The organism is Pedobacter steynii, assembly GCF_900103665.1.
GTDB classification, from domain to species: domain Bacteria; phylum Bacteroidota; class Bacteroidia; order Sphingobacteriales; family Sphingobacteriaceae; genus Pedobacter; species Pedobacter steynii.
Map to the genome: position 1 here is coordinate 188,841 of NZ_FNGY01000005.1, position 16,658 is coordinate 205,498.

Below are 16,658 nucleotides of genomic sequence, written 5' to 3' on the forward strand. Positions count from 1 at the left end.
TTTAATAATTAAAATATGATAACCAGCTTGACTTATCCTTTTGATATCAGTATTATATTAAGAAAGAAAAAAGCTATTAAGCGAGAATTATTGCTCAAAAGCCCTCAAACAGCGATCAATGTAGCTATTTTGGGCGGTTCGACAACAGATGAAATGAAAAACATTCTGGAGTTGTTTCTCCTAAATAACGGCTTTTTACCTAATTTTTATCAATCGGAGTACAATAAGTTTTATGAAGATGCAGTGTTTGATAATGAGGAATTATCACTTTTTAAACCGGATATAATTCTTATTCATACTTCTGTGGTTAATATCACCGAATACCCCCGGTTCTCCGACAATTCTGAGGATGTTGATCAATTGTTGCGAATCGAACTGAGAAAATTTAAAACAATTTGGCAATCGTTAGCTAAATATAATTGTGCAATAATCCAAAATAATTTTGATTTACCTCTAAATCGAAGTTTAGGTAGTTTAGATTGTTATGATATTCACGGAAAAACCTTTTTTATAAGCAAGTTAAATCTTGAATTTTCAAATAGTGCGGGAGAAATTAAAAATCTGTACATTAATGATATTAATTACTTATCCGCTTCAATTGGCATTAAGAATTGGTTTGACAGAAACCTTTGGCATTCGGCAAAATATGCCATCAGTTTTGACTCCATGCCATTGTATGCACATCAGGTTGCCAGTATCGTTAAAGCGATCGTTGGTGGTCCTAAAAAGTGCCTGGTTCTGGATTTGGATAATACGTGTTGGGGTGGTATAATAGGAGATGATGGTTTAGATGGAATTTGTTTAGGCAATGAAACGGCGCAAGGAGAGTCTTTTATGTATTTTCAGAATTATGTTAAAGAATTGAAAGAGCGTGGAGTAATTCTTGCTGTTTGTTCCAAAAATGAGCATGACTTGGCTAAAGAAGGATTTCTACACCCGGATAGTGTATTGAAATTTGAAGACTTTACCTCCTTTCAAGCTAATTGGGAGCCTAAATCTGAAAATATTAAAAAGATAGCAGATCAAATAAATATTGGTTTGGATAGTTTGGTATTTATAGATGATAACTCTGTTGAACGGGAAATTGTATCCTCTCAGTTACCAGTAGTAAGTGTTCCTGACGCAGGGAGTGATGTCATGAATTTTGTTGATCATATAGAGAAAAATGCATATTTTGAAATTGTATCATTGTCAAATGACGATGTAAACAGAAACAAATTTTACCAGGATAACAATGCCAGGCTGGAACAGGAATCTTTGTTTAGAAGCTATGATGAATTCTTAATTTCTTTGGGAATGGTTGCAGAGATAAAGCCTTTTTCATCATTATATATTGATCGGATTACCCAGCTGATTAATAAAACCAATCAGTTTAACTTGACGACAAAGCGCTATGTGATTGGAGAAATCGAGGCGATATCAGGTGATGAAAACTATATCAAATTATATGGAAAGCTAACAGATAAATTTGGTGATAATGGATTGATAACAATCTTAATAGGCCAGATTATTGATCAAGCGTGTCACTTGGATTTATGGCTGATGAGCTGCAGGGTCCTTAAACGAAACATGGAATTTGCACTATTAGACCGGTTGGTGGAAGAGTGTCAGAAACGAGGGGTTACTGAAATAATTGGTTATTATTATAGAACACCCAAAAATAATATGGTAGCCGGATTTTATAAGACAATGGGTTTTGAACTTGTTAGTACAGAGGGGGAAAATTCCGTGTGGAAGTTGATGGTAAATAGTTATAAAATAAAGAATAATTTAATCAAAATAGATAATGAATAGAGCGCAAATTTTTGAAAAAGTACAAGAAATCTTTAGAGATATCTTTGATGATCAAAGTTTAAATATTAATGATGCTACGAATTCTGATCATATAGATGATTGGGATTCCCTAAATCATATCAATCTTGTTGTATCTATAGAAAAGGAATTTAATATTAAGTTTAATTTCAATGAATTGTCAGGTCTTAAAGATGTTGGGGCAATGATTGATTTAATCGTTGAAAAAATTGAGAAATAATGAATGAGTTCGTTTTCTCTGATATCCATATTGGATTAGAACAAAGTTTTGAAGCGACTGTAAGTGCTGATAAGCTCGACAAATTTCTTGAAATATCAGGGGATAATAATCCATTACATATTAATTCAGAATATGCCAGGCATAAAAATTTCCCGGATAGGGTAGTCTATGGGCTACTGACCTCCACTTTTTATTCAACATTAGTGGGTGTTTATTTACCGGGGAAATATGCTATTCTGCATTCAATTGATATTAAATTTTTAAAACCGGTGTTTATCAATGATCAGCTAAAAATTGTAGGAATAGTATCTTATATAAATGAAGCATATAAACAAATAGAAGTAAAAGCTTATATTTCTAATCAGGCTGGAGTGAAAGTTTCAAAAGCGAATATAAAAATAGGGTTGATCGATGAATAATATAATTTTTATAACCGGAGCGTCTTCCGATATAGGGATTCAGCTTATTAGAAGCTTAACGGAAGAATGTTTAATCATTGCCCATTACAATACCTCTCTTGCGCCCTTAACTGAGGTCTCAAAGGAAATAAGTAATGTTTTAATTCCAATTCAAGCGGATTTGGCATCGGAAAGTGAGGTTTGCAATCTTTTAGACTATGTGGAAGAAAATTATGGTGTGCCTAATAAAATAGTCCACCTGGCTGCAGCAAAGTTTGAAAATGTGAGATTTAAGGATATTGAATGGCCTAAATTTCAGGATGAAATACTTTTAAGCTTAAAGTCCGTAATTTTAATTTTAAATCGTTTTCTGCCTAAGCTGGCTAAAGAAAAAAGAGGTAAAGTTATTTTAATGTTATCAAGTGTTACGATTAATGTCCCACCAAAGGCTCTTGTACAGTACACTACGGTTAAATATGCGTTGTTGGGTTTAATGAAATCCCTTGCCAGTGAATATGCGGACAAAGGGATTAACATCAATGCGATTTCCCCTTCTATGATAGAAACCAAATTCCTTTCTTTAATCAATGAAAAGTTTGTTGAAATCTCTGCAGCAAGTAACCCGATGAAGAGAAACGCTACAGTAAATGACGTTATTCCAGTTATGTTACTTCTGCTGTCAGATGAATCACAATATATAAATGGTATTAATATCCCGATTACGGGTGGAAGTATTTTTTAATGATAAGATTAGCCAACCTCCATGACGTCGATGCGATTATGAACTTCATTCATCATGAATGGAAAGAGAATCACATACTTAGTAAAAATAAGGATTTTTTTCTCTATGAACATCGGGCTGGGACAGAGATTAATTTTGCGATATCGATTGATGATGATCAACAAATTAATGGACTCTTGGGATTTATTCCATCATCTTATGCCGAAAAAGCTGACATCTGTACCGTAATCTGGAAAGTAGCAAAACGGGCAGGGAATCCAATGTTAGGAATGCAGTTATTGGAGTTTTTAAGAGATTTGGGGCGATTCAGGACTGTGATGAGTGTGGGTATTAATGAGAAGACGATTGGCATTTATAAATACATGAATATGTACACGGGAAGGTTAAAACAATATGTTTTAGTTAACCCGGCCTTGTCTGAAATGCGAATTGCCAAACTCCCTCCGGAAATGGAAAGCCCTGTTTTTTCTGATCCAGAGAGCCGTAAACTAATTCCGCTAGATCGGGATTTCTCTTTTAATTTTGAAAAATACATTAACAATATCCAATATAAGGATGCGCGATATTTCAACAAGAGATACTTTGACCATCCCATATATAAGTATAACGTATTTGGGATCGTGTATAATAAATCAATATCATCTATACTGGTCATGCGCGTTGAATCTGCGGAACAGTCTCAGGTTTTAAGAATCGTTGATTTTATTGGAGACGAATCAGAATTGAAATATATTTCGAAAGAGCTTTGTGAGATTTTGAAAGATAATAAATATGAATATGCTGACTTTTTCTGCTATGGGTTGGGCGATTCCCAATTAAAGCAGGCTGGTTTCATTGAGGTTGACCCTGATGCCGAAGCGTTAATTATTCCGAACTACTTTCAGCCTTTTATCAGAAAAAACATTAAAGTAAATTTTTTCTCAGATACTGAAGGGCCAGATAATTTAAGATTATTTAAAGCAGATGGCGATCAGGATAGACCAAATTAAGAATATGAAATCAAATGTTACTATTGTGATGTATCACTATGTCAGGGATCTTGCAAATTCAAGATATCCTGAGATTAAAGGGCTTGATTTACCTTGCTTTGTTAATCAAATAGAATACCTAAATAAGCATTATAATGTCATCACTACAGAAGAGTTGATTCATAGTATAGATACCGGGGAAAGCTTACCACCTAAATCTGCTTTGTTAACGTTTGATGATGGGTATATTGATCATTATACGAATGTATTTCCTATATTAAGTAATTATGGTATTCAAGGCAGTTTCTATATACCAGTGAAAGCAATTAAGGAACATGTGGTATTAGATGTAAATAAAATTCACTTTATTTTGGCCTCAACACCGGATAAGTTGATGATAGTTAAAGACCTTGAACATCTTCTTGAAAAGTATAGAACAACATATCAACTCTACCCATTTGATCATTATTATGATATGCTGGCAAAAGCAAGCAGATATGATAGCAAGGAAGTTATTTTTATTAAAAGACTTTTACAGGTGGAATTAATTGAAGAGTTAAGACTCAAAATTGTGGAAGAGCTTTTTGTAAAATATGTTGGTATGGAGGAACATGTATTTGCGAAGGAACTCTATATGACCGAAGATCAGCTGATCCATATGCAGAACAGTGGAATGCATATAGGGAGCCATGGATTCAATCATTATTGGTGGAATCACTTAAATGAAAAAGACCTGGCCAGTGAATTAGATCTGTCCATGAGTTTTTTGCACGATATAGGTGTTGATATGAAAAATTGGACGGCATGTTATCCTTACGGTTCCTTTGATGAACAAGCTGTTAGAATGCTATCCTCGAGAGGCTGTAAGATGGCAGTAACCACTCAAGTAGATGTTGCGGAGCCGATAGAGAAAATGAGGTTTCTTCTACCCCGGTTAGATACAAATGATTTACCAAAAGAAAAGAACAGTACAATTAATGACTGGTATAAAAAAGCTATTTAATACTTTCTGGAATGCTGATAATTGATATAATAAAAAAAATCAGGTATAACCTGAGTGCGGACAGAATAGGGCCTGATATTCCTTTTACGCATTGGAAGCTCTACTATCAAAATCAGATGCTCAAATTGTGTAAAAGAAAATTTAAAAGCTTTTCTGATACAGCAGTATTCAGACCAGGTGCTTATGCTATTGGTTGCTCCAAAATTGTGATTGGAGAGCGGGTTGTGATTAGGCCGCAATCTATGTTATTTGGTGATTCAGTGAGTTCGGAAACAACTATTATTATTGAAGATGATGTAATGATAGGATCAGGTGTACATATTTACATTCATAATCATAGGTTTGACAGGCTGGATATTCCGCTCATTGATCAGGGATATTATGCTGATAAGCCGGTTGTGTTGAAAAGTGGATGTTGGGTTGGAGCCAATGCCGTTATACTTCCAGGCGTAACGGTAGGTAGAAATTCAGTAATAGGAGCAGGATCAGTAGTGACAAAATCAATACCTGATGGTGTTGTTGCCGGAGGCAATCCCGCAAAGATTTTAAAAACAATAACGGACATAAAATAATGGAATTGTTAGAGATTCGCAATGCTCCTTTTGATTCGATTTATATTGTTGAAAACCGAAATCTTTGGGAAGGAATTCAAATTAATAAATCAACTGACTTGGTGCTTTGCATTGATTTTGGATTATATCATCAATTAAAATCGGAAGGTGTCAATGTTGCCTATTTAGACCACCTGACTGATACAGAAACCGCAAATCAATTCAACGCTGAAATGAACCATTATCTGCAAAATTGGTTTAGAGATGGAGAGGGAAATGATCTTCTGAATTATCAGGGCTATGATATTGGTGATGCGCTATTACTGGACATCCTGAATGACATTACTTATCCGTGTCATTTCATTTTAAACCTTATAGCTTTAAGGAAACTAAAATATAAAAAACTCATTGTGGCATCTCAAGATGTGATCATCAACAGTATGCTAACCAGGCTAGGGATAGATTATAGTTTCCTGTCTGTTCATAAAAATGCTTTAAACAAACCGGTATATAACTTTCCGATAATTAAATGGACAAATGAACAAATAAATTCCGTTTCTTTCAAAAGTAAAATAAAGAAAACGGTGTCGGGTTTACTAGATAGATTTTTAGCGATCTATGATAATTTTAGAGGGGGGAAAAATAATGCCGTATTTATTCAGAATTACCATCCCACTGAATCCGTTATACATACATTAATAGATGAGAAGCAACTAAAAGTAGTTTTAAACGATTACATCCCAGGAAAAAAAATCTTTAGTCAAAGACGATTTGAAATTAAAAACTATAGAATTGAGCAATCCGATCAGATAGTTCATAACTATACATCTGCCATCAAAACAAACTGGATATATGAAAATATTAATCTGAGTGAGATACTTGAGGAGAGATTAATAATCAATATTAAAAAAAATATTGATAGAGCACTTGCTCAGATAAATAATATAAATGCATATTTTTCTAGGAAACCGATTAAGCTTTTAATACCTGTTACAAATTTATGGCTGAACAACAGGCTGGTTATGCACTATTGTAAGAACAACAATATTCCAATTTTTATGATTATAAATGGGCTGTTAAATGCTCGGCATTGGCAGGATGCCCATGATAGTACCTGGGTTAATTGTTATTCAGAAAGTTTAAAGATGGATTATTTTGGAAATAAAAATAATGCCCTGCCTCTCGGTGATCCGAGAATGGATAGTTATGCGAAGAGCAGCCCAAAAGTAGTTAATAGGAAATCTCCTAATATTCTGATTGGTGCAGCCGCATATAGTCATTTGGACCAAACGAGCTATGTTGCTTTTGAATTTGACTTTTTATTCGATGTACTAAAGGCACTTACAGACCTAGGGCATACTAATTATAGCATTACTTTAAAAGTTAGAGCGAATGGTTATGCAAATTTATATCAGGACTTCTTAAGGGAATATTTTCCTCATTTGAATGTTACCGTCATTCAGGATACACCGTTCTCTGAAGTTGTTTCAAAAGCTGACCTTTATATCTCCTTTTATTCGCAAACTTTAATGGAAGCTGCTGTCTTAGGGATCCCAACTATTTATTATAAGAAAGATGATGCTGATTTATTTAGACCATATGACTGTAAAAGTGAATTAGTTACTGCATTAAATATCGAGGAGCTTTCAGCTAAAATTGAAGCATTCTATTTGAATGATTCAATTTTTAATAAATTTATGGATCGAAGTGTTCTTGAAAGGTATATAGGGCCATTAGATGGTAAGAATTTGGAGCGTAACGTAGATTTCATTTATTCGATTTTAAATGTGCCAAGATTAAACAGAGGTATATAATTGTGGAGAATTTTTTAAAAATTTATTTCTGGCAGATCGTTTCCATCCTATTTAATTTTGCATCAATATTTGTTGTTACACCTTACTTGTCATCAAATCCTGCTTTATATGGTATTTATACTTTAGTTGTAGCTGCTTATTTATTTTTATCGTATGCAGATTTCGGTTTTTTGAGTGCGGGAATGAAATTCGCTTCGGAATCTTATGCGCAAAAGGATCTGAATCAGGAAACTAAAATATTAGGCTTTACAGGCTTCATATTCCTCGTGTTTGTGTTGTTTTATGCGCTTGGGATATTCTATATTTCATTTAAACCAGAACTACTTGTAAAGGGTTTGATTAATGTTGAAGAACGCGATATTGCAAGCAATCTTTTATTAATACTCTCTTTATTTACTCCAGTATTTGTCCTGCAAAGAATCACACAGATTATTTTTGCAGTAAGGCTTAAAGATTTTATATTTCAACGCATTATGATTTGCTCTAATGCAATTAAAATTATATTTGCGCTTGTTTTTTTTAGTCAGGGAAACTATCCAATAGTTGGTTATTTTTTATTTTCACAAATATGCACAATGATTTGTGTCATTGTTGGTTTATATGTAGCAAAAAGAAGACTTGGGTATGATCTGATTCTCTTTTTTAAAGGATTTAAATTCTCAAAGGACTTATATCGGAAAACTAAAAGTTTAGCTTTTGTTTCTATTTTTCTTACGCTTTGCTGGATATTATATTATGAACTGGATCCTTTTGTTATATCCAGATTATTGGGTGCAAAATATTTAGCAATTTATGCAATCGGCTTTACCTTAATGGAATACTTCCGATCCATTTTCGGAATTCTATTCAGTCCTTTTACAGCCAAATTTAATCACTTTGTAGGATTGAAAGATTTCGAAGGTCTAAAGATTTTTTTTAATAAAATTTTAGTGATAGGACTACCTCTGACTGTATTTCCTGTGTTATCAATTTCGATAACTATCAAAAGTTTTATTTTTACCTGGGTTGGGCCTCAATATATAGACTCCGTACCAGTTGCTGAAGTTTTAGTCTTAAGTTATCTTTTTAGTTTTATTTCTTCTCCTACTGGAATTTTAGTAATGGCCTACGAACGTGTAAAACTTTTATATATAACGAGTGCCTTATTGCCAATTGTATATTGGATAGGCGTTTTTTCAACTTTCGGGGTTATCGGATTACAGGCTTTTGCCGATTTCAAATTGGCTGCTTTTTTTGTAGTAGCCGTTGTTTATCTTTCTATTGCGGTAGGGATTTTACAGCTTAGTTTCTGGCCATTTTTATGGAAATTGATTTCGCCCGCAATTATTCCGATAATATTTATTTTTGCTATGATGATGTTGACAAGATCATTTCTTCCTATCGAAAAGAACAAAATTAATTTATTGATTTATTTTCTATACAACGGAATTATAATTTTCATAGCAGTAGCTATTTACTATTTTTTATCCACTGTTTTTAGACAGATGGTTAATTCAATAATTACTCCTATTTTTACGAAGTTCTTTAAAAATGCGTGATTTTAGACTCGAAATAAATAATTTATGATGATAATAGGCTTTGTCAAAAGATTACTGATCGATTTATTGACCTATATTAAGGAGACTTATGAATTGAGTAAACTTCAACAAGAATATCCGACATGTGAGTTTTATTCGGGTGCCCGTATTTCAAATACGACATTTGATCAATTTAATATTATTAATAGAAATGTAACTATTGATTCTTGCACAATTGGTTCGCATACTTATGTGCAAAAGAAATCGACTATTTTTAATGCAGAAATAGGTCGATTTTGCTCTATTGCGTCTGGAGTAAGCATAGGGCCAGGCATTCATAAAGTTGACGGAGTGACGACTCATCCGGCGCTTTATTTGAAAAATACACCTTTAAGAAAAGTATATAGCAAGGAAGATCGTTTTCAATCGAGTAAAAGAACCACAATTGGACATGATGTTTGGATTGGAGAACGCGCCATAATAATAGATGGGGTAAATATAGGAAATGGTGCAATTATTGCTGCGGGAGCGGTTGTGACAAAAAATGTTGAAGCCTATTCAATTGTTGGGGGAGTGCCATCCAAATTCATTCGGTATAGATTTGATAAAGAAGTCGCTAGTAGAATTAATGAATCTGAATGGTGGAATAACTCAGAAGAGTGGTTGGAAGATAATTGTTTAACCTTTATGGATCAGGAAGAATTCTTAATAAATTTAAATAAGGTATAATTGGAATATATTCATAGAGTCATCTCGCTAATTTATTATTTTTTAAATGTCCGGATCTATAAATATTTAGATTTTAGGGCTGTTGTTCTATTTTCAGTAAGGGTAAACGGTAAAAAGTACATTAGTGTCGGTAGTAATTCAGTAGTTCAAAAAGATGGCTGGCTTCTAGCTTTGAAAATTGATGATAATGATCCAAGTATCGTTATCGGGGAGCATTGCGCTATTGGGGATTTTTCTCATATTGCGGCTGTCAGAAGTGTGAATATAGAAGACAAAGTCTTGATTGCTAATAAGGTATATATCTCCGATAATGTTCACGCTTATGAGGATGTGTCAATTCCTGTAATTGATCAGAAAGTCTTATTTAAATCAACTGTAACTATAAAAAGTGGGGCCTGGATTGGAGAGAATGTTTGTATTATCGGAGCTAATATAGGAAAGAATGCTGTAGTTGGCGCTAATTCTGTGGTTACGAAAGATGTGCCTGATTATTGCATAGCCGTTGGGGCCCCGGCAAAAGTGATCAAAAGATATGATTTTGAAAAAATGAAATGGGTAAACCAGGATTCAAAAATCTCATAGTTAATTAAAAATAGTATCATCATAAGTTTATGGCTTATGGTTTATAAGCATTATACCAATTAAATAAAATTAATGAAAAACATTCTAATAACCGGAGGCGCGGGCTTTATAGGTACAAACGTAAGCAGGCAATTGTTATCGAAGGGATTTAACATTACTATACTCGATAATTTCCTACCTCAGATTCATGGAGGAAAGAATGAACTTCCGGCAGATTTGGCCGGTAAAGTTCGGTTAATCGAAGGAGACGTTTCCGATAAGGACACTTTCTATGCTGCTCTTAAAGGTCAGAATGCGGTGATCCACTATGCAGCTGAAACAGGTACAGGGCAATCAATGTATGATATTTCACGCTATACCTTTGTAAACATTCAGGCCACATCTACATTGTGTGACTACATTATCAACGAAGAGCATGCACTCGAAACAGTGATTGTTGCGTCTTCGCGCTCCATATATGGTGAAGGGAAATACTATTCAGAATTACATGGAGATGTTTATCCGGATTCCAGGACCTTTAATAGCGTGAAAAATAGTTTTGAAGTAAATTGTCCGGTTTCAGGAGACTACAATCTGGAGATCAGGGCTACAGACGAGGCTTCTAAGATACATCCTTCTTCTTTCTATGGCATTACAAAACAGGTTCAGGAACAGATGGTTATTTTGGCTGCGAAGTTGAAGAATATCAACGGCTTTGCGTTAAGGTATCAGAATGTTTATGGCCCGGGGCAGTCTTTAAAAAACCCATATACAGGGATCCTTTCTATTTTTTCCCGTCTGGCGTTACAAGGTGAAGAGATCAACATTTTCGAAGATGGTTTAGAAAGCCGGGATTTCGTATATATTGATGATGTCGTGAAAGCAACTGTTCGCTGTCTGGATGCTGATGTCAAAGGGCAACATATATTAAATGTAGGTAGTGGTGTTCCTGTTACTGTGCTTGAAGTTGCTAATGAAATCGTCTCCTATTTAAAGAGTGCGTCGCCTATAAAAATATCCGGAGCTTTTAGAGAGGGTGACATTAGGCATAATTTCGCAGATCTTAATCTGGTGAAAAATACACTTGGATTTATTCCGGAATGGACTTTTAAAGACGGACTTCATAAGTTTATTGATTGGGTCCTGGAGCAAAAAGATATACCTTTGGATACTACTGATTATAAAAGATCCTTAGGGGAATTAAAAGAAAAAGGATTATTAAATGATTAATAAAAACCAACCAATGGTTACGGTTGTCTTCACAAGCTACAATCATCAGGAATACCTGAAACAGGCTTTAGACAGTATCGTTAATCAAACTTATCCTAACCTGGAAATTATTGTTGTAGATGATAATTCTTCAGACGGAAGTCAACAGATACTCCGAACTTATGCCGATAATCCACGCGTAAGTCTTCATCTGTTGGAAAAAAATACGGGAAGTTATGTCAAGGCGAGTAATTATGGTGCCAAATTTGCAAAGGGAGAATATTTATTATTTGCCCAATGTGATGATCATGCCGATCCTCAGCAAATAACGAAACTGGTAAGTTCTTTGTCTTCAGATAATAGTGTAGGTGTTGCGTTTTCAAAGAGTACACTTATTGATAAGGATGGATTGGTGTACGATGATGACTTTAGAGGACGGGAATTGAAGTTTAAAAAAAGGTGTGCGGTAGATACCGTAATTACTGGAGATGAAATGCGTAGATTTCTTTCCTATTCCTGTGTGATACCTAACTTGAGTGCTGCTATTATTAAAAAGGAACTGTATCTCAAGGTAGGTAAATTGTCTGAAGATTATCTGGTTGCGGCGGATTGGGCGTTTTGGTTGGCCCTGGCGGAAGAAACAAACTTCTACTACCTAACTACTGCACTTAATAATTTTAGGCAACATGAGACGACAATTAGAAGTAAAATAAAGATAGAAAGACAAATTGTGGAAATTTATAGTTTGTTTTATGCACATATACTAAAATATCATTTGCCATTTAGTAAATCTATTCGTTTGAGGTGTGGTGCCGGATTGGTATGGTTTTCTTTTATGATTGAAAACTTTGGAGCCGGTATAAAGAGTTTTCCTGCCGTTTTAAAACAAACATTTAGGTTAGAGCTGCTAAACTTGATATTCTTAGGGGCTGGAGCCGTTATTTTTACTGCTGATTATTTTGGAAGAAAGATAATTAAGTAATTTTAGGCACTATGCTTACCTGAATTTGTAATGAACTGTTATTAAATAATATTAATCTGAAATAATATAAAAATGGAAGTAGTAATTCTTTGTGGTGGCAAAGGCACAAGGCTAAGTGAAGAAACCTTGACAAGGCCAAAACCGATGGTAGAGATTGGCGGGATGCCAATTCTTTGGCACATTATGAAAACTTATAGCTCATTTGGCTATAAAAAATTTGTACTTGCCTTAGGATATAAAGCAAGCTTTATTAAAGAGTATTTTTATAATCTCAGAATCTCAGGTAGTGATTTCACTTTGAAAATGACCCCTGATCATGAACCTGTATTTTATAATTCAATGCCCGAAAGCGATTGGGAGATTACTTTTGTGGACACGGGGGAAGAAACCCTAAAAGGTGCAAGAGTAAAACGTTTGGAGAAATACATCAAATCAGAAAACTTTCTGTTGACTTATGGAGACGGTGTAAGTGATGTTGACATCGATAAATTGGTTGATTTTCATCTAGCCAGTGGAAAGATTGCTACAGTTACCGCTGTACACCCCCCTTCCAGATTCGGTGAATTGGAGTTGGATGGCACCAGTGTTACAAATTTTGAGGAAAAACCCCAAATGGCAACCGGTTATATAAATGGGGGATATTTCGTCTTTAATAAGTCGATTATGAATTATCTTACTGAAGATGAAGATTGTGACCTTGAGTTTGGTGCTTTACAGAAAATCTCCCAGGAAGGCGAGTTACAGGCCTTTATGCATAATGATTTTTGGCAATGCATGGATAATGTAAGAGAAAGAGATTATTTAGATAATTTGGTGAAAAATAATAAGGCACCTTGGATCAAAAAAAACAGCAATAATGTTTAATCATATTTATCAGGGCAAAACGGTTCTTGTTACAGGGCACACAGGTTTTAAAGGGGCATGGATCACTGCCTGGCTTTTAAAATTAGGTGCTAAAGTCGTTGGTATTTCTATTGATATTCCTACAAGCCCCTCTCTTTTTGAAGAGCTGGACTTAGCCGGAAAAATTACAGATTACCGAAAAGATGTTAGAGCTTTCGAAGCAGTTAAGGAAATTATTCTGAATGAAAAGCCAGACTTTGTTTTTCACTTGGCTGCTCAGCCGATTGTATCACTTTCTTACTCAGATCCGGTAAATACATTTTCTACCAATGTAATGGGAACTGTACATGTAATGGAAGCGCTAAGGTCTCTTCAGAATCCCTGTACAGCTATTATTATCACAAGTGATAAATGTTACGATAATGTAGAATGGGTTTGGGGTTATAAAGAAACTGACGCCGTTGGTGGTAAGGATATTTATAGTGGTTCCAAAGGAGCTGCAGAGGTGGTATTCAAATCCTATTATCATTCTTTCTTTAAAGATCACCCATTTGTGAAAATTGCAAGTGCGAGAGCTGGAAATGTAATCGGCGGTGGCGACTGGGCAAAAGATAGAATTGTTCCAGACTGCATGAATGCCTGGTATCTTGGTAAATCAGTAGAAATAAGAAGCCCGGAGTCGACCAGACCTTGGCAGCACGTGTTGGAACCAATAAGTGGTTATTTGAATTTAGGACAGAAACTATCTGAAGATAGTTCGCTTCATGGAGAGAGTTTTAATTTTGGACCTAAGTCAGAGCATAGCCATACTGTTAAGGTTTTGTTAGAAGATCTGAGTGCTCATTGGAATTTTGAGGATACTTCAAAAGCTTACAATATTACGGATAACATTCGTTTTCATGAAGCTGGGTTGTTAAAACTGAATTGTGATAAGTCTTTATTCTTTCTGAAATGGATTCCTACATTGGAATACCAGGAGCTGATTGCTTTCACTAGCCTATGGTATTATGAATTTTATCATGAGAACAAAGGGATGTGGAGTTATACATTAGATCAGATCGACAGATATGAAACTTTAGCCAAACAAAAACAAATTAAATGGACATTTTAGATGGTGTTAATTTAAACCCTTTAAAAATAATTCATCATCCAAAAGGGAATATTATGCATGCGCTTAAAAGTAGCGACCCAGACTATGTTGGTTTCGGTGAGGCCTATTTCTCTGCGGTTGCTAAAGGTGAAATTAAAGGATGGAAGATGCATCATGAGATGACATTGAATCTAATAGTTCCTGTTGGAGCTATTAGATTTGTGTTGTTTGATGAAAGACCTCATAGTAGGTCAAAAGGTTTATTCTGGGAGGAAATAATTGGGATTGATAATTATCAAAGGTTAACTGTTCCACCGCTTATCTGGCTAGCCTTTCAGGGGATTTCTCCAGATCTTAATTTGTTGCTGAACCTCGCAAATATCGAACATAATCCTGTTGAAGCCGAAAACCGTAGTACTGACGAAATAGATTTTAATTGGGGAATATGAAAAAAATATTGGTCACAGGGGCCTCAGGTTATCTCGGGGCTAAGATATCCCTTCGCTTAAGGGCGATGGGATTTAGTGTATCCGCTTTATGCCGTAGTTTGCCGGCTGATATGGATGATAAATTCAAAGATATAGTGGTCATAACAGGTGATATTACTACCGGGGAGACATTAGATGTAATATTTTCAAGCTCTTTCGATGCGATTATTCATACGGTTTCTTTAGATCATAACTTAACTGAAACAGCTCCAATTGAAGATGTCAATAAAACCAATGTGCTGGCTACCTGGCAATTATTGGATTTGTTTTCAAAATCCGAAATGGAAAAATTTATTTTCCTTTCTACGATGCAGGTCGTAGGTAAATTACCTGTTGCACCAATTTCTGAAGAAATCCTTAGAGCACCTGGAAACTTATATGGTTTGACGCATTTAATTGGGGAAGACCTGGTAGATTATTACAATCGGAAGTCAAAAGGCCAATGTATAAGTTTACGTCTTTCAAATGGTTATGGTGCTCCGGTTTTTGAAAATAATAACTGCTGGTGGTTGGTTATAAACGATTTATGTCGATCTGCTTATTACCAGAAGAAAATTGTTTTAAATTCTGACGGAACTCCTTCCAGGGATTTCATTCATGTTGACGACATTGCTAAAGCAGTTGGGATAGTTCTGATGCAAGAGGATTTATTCGAAACACTGATCCATGTTTCCTCCGGACAAACGAAAAGTTTATTAGAAATTGCACATCTGGTGAGCTCGATATATGAAAAAAGATACCATACGCATATCCCTGTTTATCACTCTGCCAATGTCCTTTCTGAAAATATTCCAATGTCAGGAGCTTATTATACGCTTTTGAATGAAAAACTGTCATCCCTTGGATTTCATCCGGAAATGAATTTAGAACTAGGCATTGAAGAGTTATTTGTTTATTTTGAAAAATTAAAGATTCATGATGCCTAAGATCAGCGTTGTCGTTACCACATATAATCGATCTGAATTATTGAGGGAGACAGTTTCTTCTATTCTATCACAAACCTTTACTGATTTTGAGTTGATTGTTGTAGACAATTATTCTAATTATAATTTTTTGGAATTAATTGGCTCTTTCAATGATGAAAGAATAAAGGCTTATCAGAATGTGAATAATGGAATTATTGCGATAAACAGAAACTATGGTATTAAACTGGCTGCAGGAGAATACATCGCACTTTGTGATGATGATGATCTTTGGGAGCCGACAAAACTGGAAGATCAGCTATCGGTTATGGTCAGAAATCCTTCAGTATCTGTTTGCTGTACTAACGTTACATTTATAAATTTTCGTCAAAAACAAACGACTTTCAGTAAGCTGTCGGGTTTTTTAAGGGGCAAATTTTTGTCATTTAATGTGGTTCCTGCAAAATACCTTCTGATTTTTCTGGCTTATGTTACAAATTCTTCAGTTTTATTTCGCAGAGAACTGGTCAATTTGATAGGCTATATTAACGAGGATCCTGATCTTAAAGCGATTGAAGATTATGAATACTGGTTTAGATCAGCTCTTGTAGGTAAAGTGTTCTATATTAATAAAAGGTTAGTCCGATACCGGTTGCATGATCAACAGTTGTCATTAATGGATTCCAATGTTTACAAAAGAACGCTTGGTGTTGTAAGGTCTCAATGGTCAAAGCTCAATGCCATTCAGAAGATGATCTATAAGATTAAAAACGGACAACAAAATACGTGATCTTTACCCAAAGAGCTTTAAATTAATTGTAGAGGATTA

General features: G+C 34.9%; 18 protein-coding genes. All 18 read left to right on the forward strand.

The window, feature by feature from the left end; translation table 11 throughout:
* Nucleotides 1-15 precede the first annotated feature (15 nt).
* The 18 genes from BLQ87_RS15220 (at nt 16) to BLQ87_RS15305 (ending at nt 16,619) form a co-directional block, all read left to right on the forward strand.
* Entirely contained in the window at nt 16-1,794 is a 1,779-nt protein-coding gene (locus BLQ87_RS15220) for an HAD-IIIC family phosphatase (RefSeq protein WP_074608293.1), read from the forward strand.
* Nucleotides 1,787-2,032, forward strand: a complete 246-nt coding sequence (locus BLQ87_RS15225; RefSeq protein WP_074608296.1) for an acyl carrier protein — start codon at nt 1,787-1,789, stop codon at nt 2,030-2,032. The genes BLQ87_RS15220 and BLQ87_RS15225 overlap by 8 nt, the downstream gene beginning before the upstream one ends.
* A complete protein-coding gene (locus BLQ87_RS15230; RefSeq protein WP_074608299.1) occupies nt 2,032-2,451 on the forward strand; it encodes a MaoC/PaaZ C-terminal domain-containing protein in 420 nt (139 codons plus the stop codon). Before BLQ87_RS15225 ends, BLQ87_RS15230 begins: the two co-directional genes overlap by 1 nt.
* Entirely contained in the window at nt 2,444-3,172 is a 729-nt protein-coding gene (locus BLQ87_RS15235) for an SDR family NAD(P)-dependent oxidoreductase (RefSeq protein WP_074608301.1), read from the forward strand. Before BLQ87_RS15230 ends, BLQ87_RS15235 begins: the two co-directional genes overlap by 8 nt.
* Nucleotides 3,172-4,161, forward strand: a complete 990-nt coding sequence (locus BLQ87_RS15240) for a hypothetical protein (RefSeq protein WP_074608303.1) — start codon at nt 3,172-3,174, stop codon at nt 4,159-4,161. Before BLQ87_RS15235 ends, BLQ87_RS15240 begins: the two co-directional genes overlap by 1 nt.
* A 4-nt stretch (nt 4,162-4,165) precedes the next feature.
* Nucleotides 4,166-5,143 carry a polysaccharide deacetylase family protein gene (locus BLQ87_RS15245; RefSeq protein ID WP_074608964.1) on the forward strand — a complete coding sequence of 326 codons (978 nt, stop codon included), beginning with the start codon at nt 4,166-4,168 and terminating at the stop codon, nt 5,141-5,143.
* 11 nt (nt 5,144-5,154) lie between these two features.
* On the forward strand, nt 5,155-5,715 hold the full coding sequence (locus BLQ87_RS34195; RefSeq protein WP_172664887.1) for an acyltransferase: 561 nt from the start codon (nt 5,155-5,157) through the stop codon (nt 5,713-5,715).
* On the forward strand, nt 5,715-7,508 hold the full coding sequence (locus tag BLQ87_RS15255; RefSeq protein ID WP_074608305.1) for a hypothetical protein: 1,794 nt from the start codon (nt 5,715-5,717) through the stop codon (nt 7,506-7,508). The genes BLQ87_RS34195 and BLQ87_RS15255 overlap by 1 nt, the downstream gene beginning before the upstream one ends.
* A gap of 2 nt (nt 7,509-7,510) precedes the next feature.
* Nucleotides 7,511-9,046, forward strand: coding sequence for a lipopolysaccharide biosynthesis protein (locus BLQ87_RS15260; protein ID WP_083361892.1), 1,536 nt, complete (start codon nt 7,511-7,513; stop codon nt 9,044-9,046).
* A gap of 24 nt (nt 9,047-9,070) precedes the next feature.
* On the forward strand, nt 9,071-9,754 hold the full coding sequence (locus BLQ87_RS15265) for a CatB-related O-acetyltransferase (RefSeq protein WP_083361893.1): 684 nt from the start codon (nt 9,071-9,073) through the stop codon (nt 9,752-9,754).
* On the forward strand, nt 9,755-10,336 hold the full coding sequence (locus tag BLQ87_RS15270; RefSeq protein ID WP_074608307.1) for an acyltransferase: 582 nt from the start codon (nt 9,755-9,757) through the stop codon (nt 10,334-10,336). It abuts the gene before it with no gap.
* Nucleotides 10,337-10,408: 72 nt separating this feature from the next.
* A complete protein-coding gene (locus BLQ87_RS15275; protein WP_074608309.1) occupies nt 10,409-11,545 on the forward strand; it encodes an NAD-dependent epimerase/dehydratase family protein in 1,137 nt (378 codons plus the stop codon).
* A complete protein-coding gene (locus BLQ87_RS15280) occupies nt 11,538-12,506 on the forward strand; it encodes a glycosyltransferase family 2 protein (protein ID WP_074608311.1) in 969 nt (322 codons plus the stop codon). Before BLQ87_RS15275 ends, BLQ87_RS15280 begins: the two co-directional genes overlap by 8 nt.
* 72 nt (nt 12,507-12,578) lie before the next feature.
* Nucleotides 12,579-13,370, forward strand: a complete 792-nt coding sequence (gene rfbF, locus BLQ87_RS15285) for a glucose-1-phosphate cytidylyltransferase (RefSeq protein ID WP_074608314.1) — start codon at nt 12,579-12,581, stop codon at nt 13,368-13,370.
* Nucleotides 13,363-14,460 (forward strand): CDP-glucose 4,6-dehydratase, encoded by a 1,098-nt coding sequence (gene rfbG / locus BLQ87_RS15290; protein WP_074608316.1) that lies wholly within the window; start codon nt 13,363-13,365, stop codon nt 14,458-14,460. The genes rfbF and rfbG overlap by 8 nt, the downstream gene beginning before the upstream one ends.
* Nucleotides 14,448-14,888, forward strand: coding sequence for a dTDP-4-dehydrorhamnose 3,5-epimerase (locus tag BLQ87_RS15295; protein ID WP_216857809.1), 441 nt, complete (start codon nt 14,448-14,450; stop codon nt 14,886-14,888). The genes rfbG and BLQ87_RS15295 overlap by 13 nt, the downstream gene beginning before the upstream one ends.
* Nucleotides 14,885-15,853, forward strand: a complete 969-nt coding sequence (locus BLQ87_RS15300) for an NAD-dependent epimerase/dehydratase family protein (protein WP_074608318.1) — start codon at nt 14,885-14,887, stop codon at nt 15,851-15,853. The genes BLQ87_RS15295 and BLQ87_RS15300 overlap by 4 nt, the downstream gene beginning before the upstream one ends.
* Nucleotides 15,843-16,619 (forward strand): glycosyltransferase family 2 protein, encoded by a 777-nt coding sequence (locus BLQ87_RS15305; RefSeq protein WP_074608320.1) that lies wholly within the window; start codon nt 15,843-15,845, stop codon nt 16,617-16,619. The genes BLQ87_RS15300 and BLQ87_RS15305 overlap by 11 nt, the downstream gene beginning before the upstream one ends.
* The last annotated feature ends 39 nt before the right edge of the window (nt 16,620-16,658 follow it).